This is a genomic window from Paraflavitalea devenefica (assembly GCF_011759375.1).
Classification (GTDB): domain Bacteria; phylum Bacteroidota; class Bacteroidia; order Chitinophagales; family Chitinophagaceae; genus Paraflavitalea; species Paraflavitalea devenefica.
In genome coordinates this window covers 1,374,441-1,389,024 of the sequence record NZ_JAARML010000001.1, presented here as the reverse complement: position 1 = coordinate 1,389,024, position 14,584 = coordinate 1,374,441, and the positions used below count along the sequence as shown (strand labels likewise).

The window sequence follows — 14,584 nt, the reverse complement described above, 5'->3', positions numbered from 1 at the left end:
TCACATAGCCTTTTTTTATTTATTTCATGATCACCGCAGAACCGCCAGAATCGGGTAATGGCAGGTAGTTGATGTGCTGTTCCTTACAAAAAGTTTCCACGGCTTTCCTGGCTCCTTTGTAGCTTTCATTATTAAAGTCATGCACAAAAATATACCCGCCCTGCACCAGTTTTGGATAGAAGAAATTCAACCCGGCGTATAAAGGATCATAGAGATCGGCATCGAGACTTACAAAAACAAATTTATCCTCTATCCCTTTGGCGGATTCAGGGAAAAACCCCTTAAAAGGTTTGCATTGAGCGGGGTAGGGCATTTGTTTTAATACAACTTCCACAGAAGTATCGGAGAAGTTCTGATCGCCGCCGGAAAAATTGTATTGCTTTTCTTTTGCCACATCAGCCTTATTGAATCCTTCAAAAGTATCAAAGAGGTAAAGTGTTCTGCCAGGAAAGTACTGGTTGATATACCTGGCAAATTTCCCCTTGTACACTCCCAACTCAGCCACGTTCCCTTCAAGTTTTTTGTTGTTTATTTCAAAGCTGATTAATTCAAGGGAAGCAAGCCTGACATAGTCCAAGTAATTTTTATCCAATTCCCTTTCCCTTTGTAAATAGTCGAGAGAACTTCCAATAAACAACTTTCTTTTTTGTAAGCTATGACCCAATAAAAAATTAATTCCCTTAGCCAGTGTCTTTATCATACAATACTTTTCAGTAATACAGGATAGTCGGGTGTGTTTTATCAGTACAAAGTACTGAATTAAATTTGCCTGATGAAAAATCGGGAGCAAAGGACTGAAAATCCTTGTGTCGACGGTTCGATCCTGCCCCACACCACGAAAATAACCTAGCTCCCATAAAGCTTACACAGGTTAAGCTCTCTTAGAAAAAGCCCCGCCAACTCCCACAGGCCTTTTTACACAGATGCATCAATGAGAGGATAATATGTGTTGTATCTAATTCGGGATTTCTCAATAAATTGCCGGATGCATTTTACATTATTCGATACCGCAGTATACAAAAGCAGGCGACAGGCGTTGCTGCAAAATATGGGATCTGGCCTTATTGTGTTGATGGGTAATGAAGAGAGCAGCATGAATTATAAGGACAACTGGTACCCATTCAGACAGGACAGCACATTTCTATATTATTTCGGGCTGGATGTGGCCGGACTGGCGGCTGTATTGGATGCAGAAAGCGGGGAGATCGTAATTTTCGGCAATGAGCTAAGTATTGATGATATCGTATGGACAGGCCCGCTGCCTTCGGTGAAGGAAATGGCAGCTACGGTAGGCGTTTCCACTACCGCTCCTTACGCTGATATAGCCACCTGGATACGCAAGGCACTTTTTGCCGGGCGCACCGTGCATATTTTACCACCTTACCGCCCGGAAAACCGGATCAAACTGGCCGAATGGATGCAGATCCCTGTGCAGGATGTGGACAGCCGGGTATCCCTGAAGCTGGTCAAGGCAGTGATACGCCAACGGGTTATTAAAGAAGCGGTAGAAGTGGCCGAGATAGAGAAGGCCGTTTCTATCAGCGCCGATATGCACCTGGCAGGCATACAATATGCCCGGCCGGGAATGAAAGAGTATGAGGTAGCCGCGAAAGTGCAGGAGGTAGCTTTTGCTGCGGGTGGAAGGCTCTCCTATCCTATCATCTGCACGGTAAATGGAGAAACCCTGCACAATCATTATTACGGCAATACGATCCGGGAAGGGCAAATGTTGTTATTGGATGCAGGCGCAGAAAATGACCTGCATTATGCCGGCGACCTCACCCGCACTTTTCCTGTAGGCAAGCGATTTACGACGCAGCAAAAAGAGATATACAATACAGTATTGAATGCCCTGGATCATGCCATCAGCTTACTGAAGCCGGGCATTCGTTTTCGTGATGTACATGCAGGCGCCTGCGAGAAACTGGTAGAAGGGCTCACGGCTATCGGCATTATGAAAGGCAATGCAGCAGAAGCCGTAGCAGCCGGGGCACATACCTTGTTTTTCCAGTGCGGGCTGGGTCATATGATGGGTATGGACGTGCATGATATGGAAGACCTGGGCGAGCAGTATGTTGGTTACTCCGACGACCTACAAAAGAGCAAAGAATTTGGCTGGAAGTCGCTGAGGCTGGGACGTGCAGTGGAGCCAGGGTACGTGCTCACTATTGAGCCCGGAGTCTATATTATTCCTTCCCTCATAGACCAATGGATGGCAGAAAAGAAACATACCAACTTCATTAATTATACGGTGCTCGAAAGCTACCGTAATTTCAGTGGCATCCGGGTAGAAGATAATTTCCTGGTAACGGCCGATGGCAATCGCAAGCTGGGGAAATTCCTGCCAAAGTCGGCAGAAGAAATTGAAGCACTCAGGAATTGCTGATGCTTTCCTGTTAGGTATTACCTACTTTAAATCATAGGCTATCATAATGAAAAGCCTCTTCTGCATACTGCGGAAGAGGCTTTTTGCTGGAGTAAGGTTCAATGATTATTGGTATTCGTATTTCAGTTGTGTTTCACCATCATTAGAAGTAAGCGGGTAGCCGCTTGCATCATACGTGTATTGCTGGGTAATGGTGTAGTCATAATCTGTACCAGGGAAATCAAACGCAGAAGTAATCAACTCATTCTTTGAACTGAACAAGAGTGAAAAACCAGCCTGGTCCAGTACATATTTAGAAATTTGCGGGAAAGGTGATTTTTTGGTGCCGAATACAAAGGTGGCTTTGTAGGAGTAGGGGCTGCCGGCTGCAGATTCTACTTTCGACAGCATCCCATTGGCATAGGCAAGGTCCATATTCATTTCTTCATCGTCCTGTTTCATGTAGAGTTTGATCTTTGACACCTGACCATTGGCTACAGTATAAGTCAGTTCATCGTCTTCAATAAGTTCATCAGGTTCACTACCGTGCTTTTGCCAGCTCTTAAAAGTACCGGATACAGGAACCCCATTGGCATAGGTATAAGTGTAAATATTTTTGAACTCATCTTCTACTGATTCTACCTTGGTCAGATTGCCTGCAGCATCATAAGTAAAAGTTGTATGTTCTTCCCCATCAGTGCTGGCAAAACCTGTCAGTTTTTTGGCATTGTCATAAGTAAAATTGTAGACCCTGGTGACGCCGTTTTCTGTTTCGGTCATTTTCTTAATCAGCTTGGTAGCCGGATTGTTTCCACCCCCGTTATTGTTGTCGTCTTTGTCTTTTTTGCAGGAAGTGAATACGAGTGCAGACAGCATGCCTGCGAGTAAGAATAGCTTTTTCATGTTATACTTTTTTATTTTAAGATTAAACTTCTGAGGGTATAAATTGATGGCTAACTACCATGATACCCGTGAAGCAAATGGAGCGCAAAGATGAAAGGATAGCATAATAAGCAAATGCGTAAGAGGAATGAATTGAGGGAAATAGAGGATGAATTGGGGAAAAAATATTTTTAATAGAGGTTATATATTACCGCTATTTATCCTATATTTGACCAGCTTTTCTTTTATCACTAGTCACGGTTCTAAGGCTTTGGTTGGTTAGCATTACTGGTTTAATGGTTATATGGGATGAAAAGGGCCCTGACGAGGGCCTTTTTCTATTTTTAGCAGATGAGCTTTAACAGGCTCTATACCTATACATGTCCGGAATTCTGCTCTTAACACTCTGTTTTGATAATGTTTTGTAAACGTTGTCATTTTTTGTAAACCCTTAATAGCTTTCATCGTCTAACGGGTGTAACTTGATATTGATAACAAAACCCACCGGGGATTTATTCAAGCAAATTGCCTCTTTATGAAAGCATTCTATACCTTCTTATGCGTGCTGGGCGGTACTTTCCTGTCCGGCTTTTCTGTCTCAGCGCAGGACGCATGGCCTAAAACCGTGACTACGGCGCAGGGTACGGTGATCAAATTGCATCAGTGGCAACCGGAGTCTTTTTCTGGTAATACCCTACAAGCCAAAGCTGCTATTTCTGTATTGGAGAGCGGTAAAACAGACCCTGTTTTTGGTATGACCTGGATCAAAGCCACTACCAGCAGCAATGGGAGCCGGGTAGAGGTGCAGCAGGCACATATAGAAAGTATTAAGCTACCGGGCGAAGAGAGCAACGACAAGCTGGATGAATACGCTGAAGCCCTGGAACAATATATCGGGCAGGGAGGTATTGGTTTTGCGCAGAGCGACTTACAATCATCCCTGAACCTGAATACCCAACAAACCCAACTTTCTCAACAGATCAGCAATACGCCTCCCAAAGTATTGTACAGCAATACCCCCTCTATATTGGTATTAATTGATGGCGCCCCAAAATTACAGCGCAACAGTGAATGGGGGGTAAATGCGGTGGTAAATACGCCTTTTACCATTGTTAAAAATAACGATGGCAAGTTTTACCTCTATGGTGGTAAACATTGGTATACGGCAACTTCCGCTACAGGCCCTTATAGCTTAACTACACATGTTACATCTAATATGGAGCGCATTGCCCAGCAGGTAAATGACGCCAGCAAGGATGACGGTACACAGAAAGAAACCGATGAAAACAAGATGTACAAAATAGTAGTAAGCACGGAACCTGCCGAGCTGATCCAATCCAGTGGAGAAGCAAATTTTGCACCGGTAGCAGGAACAGAGCTACTCTATGTGTCCAATTCTGAGGATGATATTTTCATGGATACACAATCACAGCAGTATTATGTGCTGATCTCAGGTCGCTGGTATAAATCCAAAACCCTGAGTGGCCAATGGCAATTTGTAGCTTCGGATAAACTGCCGCAAGACTTTGCCCGTATCCAGGAGGGTTCACCCAAAGACAATGTATTGGCCAGTGTGGCAGGTACTGAAGCGTCACAGGAAGCCCTGCAGGAAGCTGAGATTCCCCAGACAGCCAAGGTAGACAGGCAACAGGCCAAAGCCGATGTAATATATGATGGTGACCCGCAGTTTGAAGATATTGATGGTACTGATATGGATTATGCGGTGAATACGTCTGCTTCTGTGATCCGCTGGAGAGGCCGCTATTATTCTGTAGACAACGGTATCTGGTTTGAATCCTATAGCGCTTCAGGCCCTTGGATGGTAGCTATTGTAAGACCTGCTATGGTGGCCCTGATTCCTCCCCGTTATCCTGTATACAACATGAAATATGTGTACATCTATGATGTAACACCCGATTATGTGTGGATGGGTTATACTCCCGGATACCTGAATACCTATATCTATGGACCTACTATTGTATATGGTACCGGTTATTATTACAGGCCCTGGTATGGACATTATTATTTCCCCCGTCCTTATACCTGGGGTTTCAACATACGTTACAACCCGTGGTTTGGCTGGGGCTTCGGTTTTAATTACAGCGCCGGCTGGTTCCATGCCAGCGTAGGTTTTGACAGGCCCTGGGGTTATGGCTATGGCGGCTGGTGGGGTCCACAGATTTATCGCCCCTCCTACTGTTATTCACCTTATCGCACCCACGGTGGTTATTATGGCGGTGGATACTACAGCAACGGGTACCGTAGCCGCACACAGGTAAACATTGTGCAGATCAACCGTACCAATAATATTTATAATTATCGTGGCGGCCGTGGTGTAGTAACAAGGGATAATCAGCGTATGGTGGTACCCAATAACAGGGGGGGACGTGAATTTAACAGGCAGGGTTATGCCAACAGGAATTACAACAACAGCAATGGCAACCGTAGCGGTCGCTTTGACAATAACAACGGCCGTCAGGGCAACGACATCCGCCCAGGTGCAGGCAATAATGGCAGCAGGATATACAGGCGCCCCGAAAACAGCAACCGCGATAACAACAATCGTTTTGGCAATAATAACAACAGCAACAGGCCGCGCCCCGCTGATAATAATGGCACACAGCGCCCCAACCGTGAGTATAGACCAATAGATAATAACCGCGGCGGTGATGGCAACAGAACTCCCGGCGCCATTACACAACCCCGCACCCGGGAGCGTGTAATACGGGATAATAATGGAGGTTCACGGGATGATAACCGCTGGAACAACCGGAATAATAATCCAGCACCAGTTAACCGCGAACCACGGGTAATTCAGCCGCGCAATAATAACGATAACCGTCAGTGGCAAAACAGGCCTGGAGGTGCTGAACGCCCTGGCCGTGTAATACAGCCTCAACAACCTCAACAGCGACAGGTAATGCCTGCTCCTCAACAAAGACCACCATCTCAACCGGGAAGCTTTGAACGCCGGGATAATGGTGGTGGCAACCGCGGAGGCGGCAATCCCGGAGGTAGTTCCAGGCCTTCAAGAGGTGGAAACGGTGAACATAACGGTGGTGGAGAAAGGCCTGGCAGAAGAGGATAACATAAATTTTCTTACTTCACTATATATACAGTAATCCCCGCCTGACAGGTGGGGATTATTGATTACAGGCCATATCACTAATGCGATTGGCATTAACAATTAATTTTCGATGTAGACCTGGTGAGCCATTTTGGTTTGGCACAGTGTTGGTAATTACAAAGATGAGTCATTTATTGTTAATGCTTAAAACTATACGACTATGAAAGCAAAACATATTATTGCCGGGATGATTGCCGCCGCCGCTGTAGGCGCCCTCGTGGGCACATTATTTGCACCAGATAAAGGGTCAGAGACCAGGAGAAAGATTAAAGATTCTGCTGATGATCTTGTGAATAAAGTAAAGAAGGGCCTGCGTAAAAACAGCGCCACCGGCGAAATGGAAGTAGGTTAATCAAGAGTACAATTACTCAACATATATCAGTCTTATTTATCGTACAGAGACTGTCTTATAAGTCGATAAGAGAGTTCCGGAATAGTATTTCGGACAGAGAAGAGGATTGGCCAGCGAATGCTGCCCTTCCAACCTGAAGAGACTTTTAAGACAGTTTCTTTTTTGTGCCTTGTTGTAGCAGGTATTCCACAATTAAACCCCGAAACGACCCCCCAATAAATTCTATCAGGCAATACTGTTTTTTTTAAAATTGAGTAATGCGTAAAATAAGTCAAAAGCCAGTTCTTGCCTTTAGGATGTAATTTTACCCCCTTTATTGTATAGCCAAATGATCACAATCTATTATTGTTACGATGCCTATTGCGGATGGTGTTATGGTTTCAGCCCTGTTATTAAACGTATCGCCCAGGAATATCAGGACAGGATCTTTTTTGAAGTGCTTTCCGGTGGGATGATCATCACTGATCAGCCCCGGCCTATTGGCGCTATGGCAGGTTATATACGCCAGGCTTATAAAGTGGTAGAAGAACGCACAGGCCTCCTGTTTGGGTCCGACTTTCTCTGGCATATCAACAATCCCGATGATAGCGACTGGTTTCCCAGTTCCGAAAAGCCGGCTATCGCCTTATGCGTTTTCAAAGAATACTACCCGGAAAAGCAGGTAGCCTTTGCCGCCGATCTTCAATATGCCCTGAATTATGAGGGCCGGGACCTTTGTGATGATGAAGCCTACCGGCACCTGCTCGAAAAATACCAAATCCCGGCACAGGATTTTTATGTTTCCCTGCACAGTGAACTCTATAAAGAGAAGGCCTATTATGAGTTTGCGTTGTGCAAGCAACTACAGGTAACCGGGTTTCCGGCTGTATTGCTGCAGGCATCAGAATCCAAATTCTATCTGCTGGCAAGGGGCTTTACAGACTACGAGGCCTTAAAAGCACGAATAGGCACTGTATTACAGGAGATTACACAAACTTCCTAAAATGAGTACAGATGATTGTTACGATCACGATGAACCCGGCGATTGACAAAAGCACTTCGGTAGAGAAGCTGGTACCAGAGAAAAAGCTGCGCTGCACAGCCATGATGGCGGAAGCAGGCGGAGGAGGGATCAACATCAGTAAAGCCATTAAAGAACTGGGCGGAGAATCGCTGGCCATTTTTCCCAGCGGCGGCATAAACGGAAAACTGATTGAAGATTATTTGACCGGTAAGCAGGTCGCCTATAAAACGATCCCTATTGGCCATGAAACACGCGAAAATATAATGGTACGCGAAAGCAGTACTAATGCGCAGTACCGGTTTGTGATGCCTGGGGCAGAACTTTCGCAGCGGGAAGTCAATGCCTGCTTCCATTTATTGCAGCAATTACCGGATAAGCCAACGATTATCGTCGCCAGCGGAAGCTTACCACCCGGCATACCGGAGGATTTCTTTGCTCAACTGGCGGCAACAGCCAAAAAACTGGGCGCCCGCTTTATTGCTGATACTTCGGGAAAGCCCTTATTGCTGGCGGCACAGGAAGGCGTATTTCTCTTAAAGCCCAATATGAGTGAATTGTGTAGCCTGGTAGGAAAGGACTTCCTGGAGCTGGAGGAAGTGGATGATGCAGCACGGCAAGTGATTAATAAGGGAGAATGTGAAGCGATGGTGGTTTCCATGGGGCCTGCCGGGGCCATGTGGATAACTAAGGATGGGCAGGGACAAGTTCCGGCGCCAGTGGTGAAAAAACAAAGCACGGTGGGCGCCGGTGATAGTATGGTGGCGGGAATCACCTGGATGCTGCAGCAGGGCAAGTCTTTGCAGGAGGCCGTATATTTTGGTGTTGCCTGTGGTACGGCAGCCACCATGAATGCAGGTACCCAACTGTTTAAGAAAACGGATGTGCTGCGCCTGTACGAATGGATTAAAAAACAAGTGGCCCATAAATAGCGATTAGTAAGTGGCCTGAGGTATTTGCGGAATAGAGGCAGAAATTCGTTAAAGTTTGATGACTGGTTTTCCGGTTTATATTTGTTCGCATAGATTGCCTGCCCAACTCAAAACCTTCCGCATGCAAAAATTATCCTTTTTCCTGTCTTTTATAACCATGAGTGCTGTTGCCTGTGCCCAATCGGGCCGGGGAATGGATTTTGAACAATACAATCCCATTTCTACGTTGGTGGTGCCCGAACACCCGCTTACCCGGGCCAAATTCCCTTTTATTGATGTACATAATCACCAGAACAGCCTGCGGGAGAATGATATTAACCGCCTGCTGCAGGATATGGACAAACTGAATATGAAAGTGATGGTAAACCTGAGTGGTGGTACCGGCGACCGCCTGCAGGATATGACAGGATCTGTCCGCGCTGCCGCACCCAAACGGTTTATCGTATTTGCCAATATTAACTTCTCCGGTATTGGTGAGGCGGGCTGGACAGAGAAAGCTGTAAAGCAGTTGGAGGAAGACGTACAGCATGGCGCCAATGGCCTCAAAATTTTCAAATCGCTCGGCTTTTCTGTAAAAGACAAGGAGGGAAAGCGGGTAACTGTTGATGATTCGCGGCTGGACGCCATCTGGGCGAAATGCGGTGAATTGAAAATACCTGTACTTATTCATACAGCCGATCCCAAACCTTTTTGGGATGAACAGGATGAAAAAAATGAACGCTGGCTGGAACTGGCTACCCACCCCGGCCGCAAGCGGAGTGATACCAACCCTATTTCCTGGGAAACCCTGATCGGCGAACAACACCACATGTTTAAAAAACACCCTAAAACCACTTTCATTGCTGCCCACTTCGGCTGGTACCCCAACGACCTGAACAAGCTGGGTAAGCTGATGAATGAAATGCCGAATGTGGTAGTAGAATTTGGGGCGGTCATTGCCGAACTGGGCCGTCAGCCCAAAGCTGCCCGTAAATTCTTTGAGCAATACCAGGACCGCATTTTATTTGGAAAAGATAGTTGGGTACCGGAAGAGTATGCCACTTATTTCCGGGTATTGGAAACGGAGGACGAATATTTTCCTTATCACAAAAAATACCATGCTTTCTGGCGCATGTATGGAATAGGATTACCGGATGCCATACTGAAAAAAGTGTACTATAAAAATGCCTTGCGGATCATTCCCCATATAGACAAAACACAATTCCCCGAATAATGGTCAACCATTGACCAGCCACTAAAAAATCTTTTTCCGGACCAGTAGCCGAAAGTTCATCCTGAAAATTTCCGGGATCATCGTTTTTACGTTAAACAGATGATAACGCGGGCAGGGAATTTGTTTACCTTTCTGAAAACACATTTATTATGAAACGGCTAACCGTCACTTTCTGTTCTTTGCTTGCACTGGCCATTGCCGGTTGTAATGATGCTGCTACTACCGATAGCGCTGCCAAAGGAGATTCCACTGCTGTTGCTAAAACAGATACAACAGCCTCAACGGCTGATGCGCCTACACCACCCATGGACTCAGCGGCTATGATGAAAGCCTGGAATGAATATATGACGCCGGGCGAACCGCATAAGTTATTAGCGGCCCAGAATGGAAAATGGGAAGGAAAAATAACCATGTGGATGACCCCTGATGCACCACCTACAGAAAGCAAAGGCACTGTTGTAAACCGGATGATACTGGGTGGCCGCTACCAGGAAGGAAAATTTACCGGTACTTTCAATAACATGCCCTTTGAGGGAGAGAGCATCGTCGGCTATGACAATGCCAAAAAAGTTTTTATAAGCACCTGGATCGATAACATGGGCACAGGCATCATGACAGTGGAAGGTCCCTGGGATCCAGTAACCAAAAGCATTACTTTCACTGGTGAAATGCTTGATCCTATGACTGGCAAAAAATGTAAGCTCCGTGAGATCATGACCTTTATTGATGATAAAACCCAGAAAATGGAAATGTATAATACCATGCCGGGAACAAAAGAATATAAAAGCATGGAAATCCTGTATACCAAGAAATAGTGGATAATTTTCCCGATTGAATACCGGATAAAACTGCCCGCCATGGGTTCGTTGTTCACGCAACCCATGGCGGGCAGTTGTTTTTTTTATGGCTATAAATAAACTCAGCGCCAGGCGCCAATAATTGCACCCATTAGTACAAGGGCTATTACGCAATAACCTCCATTGATAAATATGTACCGCGCCGTTTTGTGTTCAAACAATCCAACGATGGCAATGCTGCAAAAGACCCAAATGCCGGCCAGGAAGCCGGCGGTGGCGCCCCAGCTAATATTCACCACAGGAGCGCCTGGGCAGGGTTCTTTGGGTTCTGCCAGGAACATAGCAAGATTTGCTGCCATAATGAGCGAAAGAATAAAGGCCCAGCCGAATATTTTGGCTTTATTGCCACTTTGTACTTCTTCCATCGTTATTTTATTTTCTTTCATCCAGGCTTTTCCGAATAAAGCGGGAGAATACCATACCCCGCCTAACACAAAGGCGGAGATACCAGCCACCAGTACGGCCAGCCAGTTGATTGAGCTCATGTCCATTTGCTTATACTTTAAGGGTTCTAAAATTGATTATTTTTATCGAATCTATTTCACTAATTTTTCCGTGCCAACGAAAAGCGAACCGGCATGGAAAATGGGGTGACGAAACCAAACAGCATGGCGACGAAAGTTCCGGTTGCCAGCCAGGTGAATGATATCGGCTTCCGGCTGATATTAATCCCCTTCTTTGGTATTGTCATTCCCCTGATCACCGGTATGGTAGACCATAGCGCGCTCTCCAACTGGCATGTCAAGGCCAGCTATGCCTATACCATCGGCCTGTCATTTCTTATCTGGGAAGGTAATCGTTACCTGTTGTTCACCCTGCGCAGTTACTTCAACTGGTTCAACCACCCGATACGAAAACTGGCAGTGCTTATCATTGCCGTTTCTTTTTATACTATCCCGGTTAGCGTACTGCTCTTAATAGGATGGTACCACATTTTCAAAGGCGGTATGGTCAACTGGAATGTGGTTACAGAATCAAGCCTTATCATCATGGTCTGCGTGGTTTTCATTGTGCATGTATATGAAACATTCTTCCTTGTAAAAGAGTCGGAGAATGAAATGCTAAAAAATGCGCAACTGGCCAGGGCAAAAGTGGAAGCAGAACTGGAAGCCCTGAAGAACCAGATTGACCCGCATTTTATCTTTAATTCTCTCAATACCTTATCGCACCTCATAGAAGAGAAGCCGCAAAAAGCCAGGCAGTTCAATGATAACCTAGCCGATGTATACCGGTATATTTTGCAGAATAAAAGGCGGGAACTGGTACTGTTACGGGAAGAAATCCAGTTTTTGAATGATTACTTTTCCCTGCTCGTCATCCGGTTTGAAAGTGCTGTACAGTTAAACCTTTCCCTGCCGGATAACTTGATAGACCAGTTTCTTATCCCTCCTATTTCATTGCAGGTATTGGTAGAAAATGCCATCAAGCACAATGAATTTTCAGACAGTGATCCACTGATGATAGACGTCCATTTACAAAACGATGTACTGATCGTCCATAACCGGGTACACAAAAAAATGTTGCGTAAGCCTTCTTCCCGTATCGGATTGAATAACCTCGATGAACGTTATAAACTTACTACAGGTAAAGAGGTAGTGGTAAAGGCAACCGATGAAGACTTTACCGTTTCTTTGCCTGTTTTAAAAATTGCCTGATATGCACGTTTTAATCATTGAAGACGAAAAGCCCGCCGCAGAAAAACTACGAAAAGCCCTACTGGCCTGCGATCCCGCTATCCAGGTGCTGAATATATTGGGCAGTATACAACAGGCTGCCGCCTGGCTGAAAGAGCATCCTGCCCCTGCCCTCATTTTCATGGATATTGAGTTGAGTGATGGATTGTCATTCAGGATCTTTGAAAAAGTGACGGTCAATTGCCCGGTTGTTTTCACCACTGCTTATGATGAATATTGGCAGGAGGCTTTTGAACATAACAGTATTGATTATTTGTTAAAACCTATCAAACAGGTGAAGCTGGAAGCAGCCCTGAAAAAATATGAGAAGCTCAAACTGTATTTTTCAACGAACTATCAAAACCTGGTAAACTGGCAGGAAAAACCAGCGGAGACCAACCACAAAAAACGATTCCTGGTTAAGCGGGGGGCTGATTACATCAGTATCAAAACAGAAGACATTGCTTACTTCTATGCCGCCCATAAACTGGTTTGCATGGTGGATAACAAAGGGCAGAAGTTTATTCTCGATCAGTCACTGAGCGATATTGAAATGCAACTGGATACTACCCTCTTTTACCGGGTGAATCGCAAATACCTCATCAATATGAGTGCTATCAAGCGGATCAAAACTTATCCGAAAAGTAAATTATTGCTGGAGGTAGAGCCCTCTTTACAGGAAGAAATCGTGATCAGCCAGGAAAATGTCACTGCCTTCAAACAGTGGATGGGGCAATAAGGTCCCGGATCTGGCATACACGAAAAAACCCTGGCGCTAATGACACCAGGGTTATACTGTTAACAAGGAGCATCAGAACAAAATTAGTTGTTCCCGCCACCACCGCCTTGCCGGCGCTGAGGACGTAAAGAAGGCTCAATTTCGTCTTTCCATTTTTTGAACTGGGCCTCATCAAATATCTTTTTCAGCTCATCATCTCTGTCGGCCATCATTTTTTGATTCTTTTCACGCATGGCATCACGATCCATCTGGCCACCACCGGCACGCATCTCTTCAAATGCCTTGTCACGAGTCCTGAAATATTTCATGAAAGCGCTATCTGCTTTGGTAGTTTGTTCGGGCGTAAGCTTAAGGTCAACCAGCTTTTCCTTTACTGCCTTAAGTTGTTCTTCGGGGGTACGACGCTGAAAACCGCCGCCGCCTTGTGCATTGGCAGTATAAATGCCGGCAATTGCTACAGTTATTAACAGAAAGATTGCTTTTTTCATTGCAATAATTGTTTATGTGATTTAATAATTGACTGCTCTTAATTGGAAGGCAATGGGGGGTAAAAACCTGCGGCGCCGGCCAACAAAATTTATGACGGTTAACAATTGGTTCACCAGGACGGGGGTATGAGACCGGGACCCGGAATAAATGGCAAAATGGGGTTTAAATAAGCGAGGTGTAATTTTTGGAACAGGGTTTGCCGAATTCCGTTTATCTTGCATATCCTTTAAAATTTCAGCCAGATATGGAATATGGAAAAATCATAGCGGTAACAGGGTTACCGGGATTGTACGAGTTAGTAAGCAGTAAAAGCGATGGTGCTATTGTCCGTTCACTGGATGATAAATCCACCCGGTTTGTGTCCAGCCGGGTACATAATTTCTCCCATTTGGAAAGCATTGAGATATATACCGTACGCGATAATGTGAACCTGGCAGATATTTTCCAGGCTATGCAGGGCAGCTCAGAGAAATTGCCCGACGGTAAGGATAATAATGCCCTGAAAAAGTATTTTGAGAAAGTATACCCCGACCTGGATTTTGAGCGGGTGTACGCCAGTGATATGAAGAAAATGGTGAAATGGTTGGGCATTCTGGACGCTAACAACGTGGAAATCAAGCTTCGTGAGCTTACTGAAGAGCCCGCCGAAGAAGCAGTAGCCGAGGCCCAAAAGCCCGAACCAGTAGCAGAAGAGCCGGCTAAAGCGCCGGCTAAGAAAGCGGCTACCAAGGCAGCCGCTAAAAAAGAAAAGCCAGCAGAGGAAAAAGCAGAGGCAGCAGAAAAACCCAAGAAAAAAGCAGCCCCTAAGGCTAAAAAAGAGGAAGCAGACGAAGAGCCTGCCAAAAAGAAGGCTGCGCCGGCGAAAAAGGCTAAAAAATAGTTTTTATACGTATTATTATAAGCTACAACCTGCCGGTAATTGCTTTTGCAACCGGGGTTGTAGCTTTACTATTTA

At 45.4% G+C, this 14,584-nt stretch carries 14 protein-coding genes; 10 read left to right on the top strand and 4 right to left on the bottom strand.

Annotated elements, in window-relative coordinates:
- Positions 1 to 19 precede the first annotated feature (19 nt).
- Positions 20 to 700 carry a TylF/MycF/NovP-related O-methyltransferase gene (locus HB364_RS05645; protein ID WP_167287748.1) on the bottom strand — a complete coding sequence of 227 codons (681 nt, stop codon included), beginning with the start codon at positions 698 to 700 and terminating at the stop codon, positions 20 to 22.
- A 285-nt stretch (positions 701 to 985) separates the two neighbouring features.
- Here HB364_RS05645 and HB364_RS05640 point away from each other — a divergent pair, with 285 nt between their 5' ends.
- Positions 986 to 2,386, top strand: coding sequence for an aminopeptidase P family protein (locus HB364_RS05640; protein WP_167286895.1), 1,401 nt, complete (start codon positions 986 to 988; stop codon positions 2,384 to 2,386).
- Between the two features lie 105 nt (positions 2,387 to 2,491).
- Here the strand turns inward: HB364_RS05640 and HB364_RS05635 are convergent, their stop codons facing one another.
- Positions 2,492 to 3,268, bottom strand: coding sequence for a hypothetical protein (locus HB364_RS05635; RefSeq protein WP_167286894.1), 777 nt, complete (start codon positions 3,266 to 3,268; stop codon positions 2,492 to 2,494).
- A 514-nt stretch (positions 3,269 to 3,782) separates the two neighbouring features.
- On the opposite strand from HB364_RS05635, the gene HB364_RS05630 reads away from it, so the two are divergent.
- The 6 genes from HB364_RS05630 to HB364_RS05605 all read left to right on the top strand — a co-directional run bounded on the left by HB364_RS05630 (position 3,783) and on the right by HB364_RS05605 (position 10,686).
- Positions 3,783 to 6,335, top strand: coding sequence for a DUF3300 domain-containing protein (locus HB364_RS05630; protein ID WP_167286893.1), 2,553 nt, complete (start codon positions 3,783 to 3,785; stop codon positions 6,333 to 6,335).
- A 199-nt stretch (positions 6,336 to 6,534) separates the two neighbouring features.
- Positions 6,535 to 6,726, top strand: a complete 192-nt coding sequence (locus tag HB364_RS05625) for a YtxH domain-containing protein (protein ID WP_167286892.1) — start codon at positions 6,535 to 6,537, stop codon at positions 6,724 to 6,726.
- Positions 6,727 to 7,054: 328 nt separating this feature from the next.
- Positions 7,055 to 7,708, top strand: a complete 654-nt coding sequence (locus tag HB364_RS05620) for a DsbA family protein (protein ID WP_167286891.1) — start codon at positions 7,055 to 7,057, stop codon at positions 7,706 to 7,708.
- An 11-nt stretch (positions 7,709 to 7,719) separates the two neighbouring features.
- A complete protein-coding gene (locus HB364_RS05615; protein WP_167286890.1) occupies positions 7,720 to 8,658 on the top strand; it encodes a 1-phosphofructokinase family hexose kinase in 939 nt (312 codons plus the stop codon).
- Between the two features lie 121 nt (positions 8,659 to 8,779).
- On the top strand, positions 8,780 to 9,871 hold the full coding sequence (locus HB364_RS05610; RefSeq protein ID WP_167286889.1) for an amidohydrolase family protein: 1,092 nt from the start codon (positions 8,780 to 8,782) through the stop codon (positions 9,869 to 9,871).
- Positions 9,872 to 10,020: 149 nt separating this feature from the next.
- The gene (locus HB364_RS05605) at positions 10,021 to 10,686 is read left to right on the top strand and encodes a DUF1579 domain-containing protein (protein WP_167286888.1); all 666 of its coding nucleotides are present in this window, start codon (positions 10,021 to 10,023) and stop codon (positions 10,684 to 10,686) included.
- Positions 10,687 to 10,790: 104 nt separating this feature from the next.
- Here the strand turns inward: HB364_RS05605 and HB364_RS05600 are convergent, their stop codons facing one another.
- A complete protein-coding gene (locus tag HB364_RS05600) occupies positions 10,791 to 11,213 on the bottom strand; it encodes a DUF1761 domain-containing protein (protein ID WP_246228331.1) in 423 nt (140 codons plus the stop codon).
- A 123-nt stretch (positions 11,214 to 11,336) separates the two neighbouring features.
- On the opposite strand from HB364_RS05600, the gene HB364_RS05595 reads away from it, so the two are divergent.
- Together HB364_RS05595 and HB364_RS05590 are read left to right on the top strand one after the other, a co-directional pair.
- Entirely contained in the window at positions 11,337 to 12,383 is a 1,047-nt protein-coding gene (locus tag HB364_RS05595) for a sensor histidine kinase (protein ID WP_246228329.1), read from the top strand.
- 1 nt (position 12,384) lies between these two features.
- The gene (locus tag HB364_RS05590) at positions 12,385 to 13,140 is read left to right on the top strand and encodes a LytR/AlgR family response regulator transcription factor (protein WP_167286886.1); all 756 of its coding nucleotides are present in this window, start codon (positions 12,385 to 12,387) and stop codon (positions 13,138 to 13,140) included.
- Between the two features lie 83 nt (positions 13,141 to 13,223).
- On the opposite strand, the gene HB364_RS05585 is transcribed toward HB364_RS05590, so the two are convergent.
- Positions 13,224 to 13,628, bottom strand: coding sequence for a hypothetical protein (locus tag HB364_RS05585; protein WP_167286885.1), 405 nt, complete (start codon positions 13,626 to 13,628; stop codon positions 13,224 to 13,226).
- Between the two features lie 245 nt (positions 13,629 to 13,873).
- Here HB364_RS05585 and HB364_RS05580 point away from each other — a divergent pair, with 245 nt between their 5' ends.
- Complete coding sequence (locus tag HB364_RS05580; protein WP_167286884.1) at positions 13,874 to 14,509, top strand: DUF5606 family protein; 636 nt, start codon at positions 13,874 to 13,876, stop codon at positions 14,507 to 14,509.
- The last annotated feature ends 75 nt before the right edge of the window (positions 14,510 to 14,584 follow it).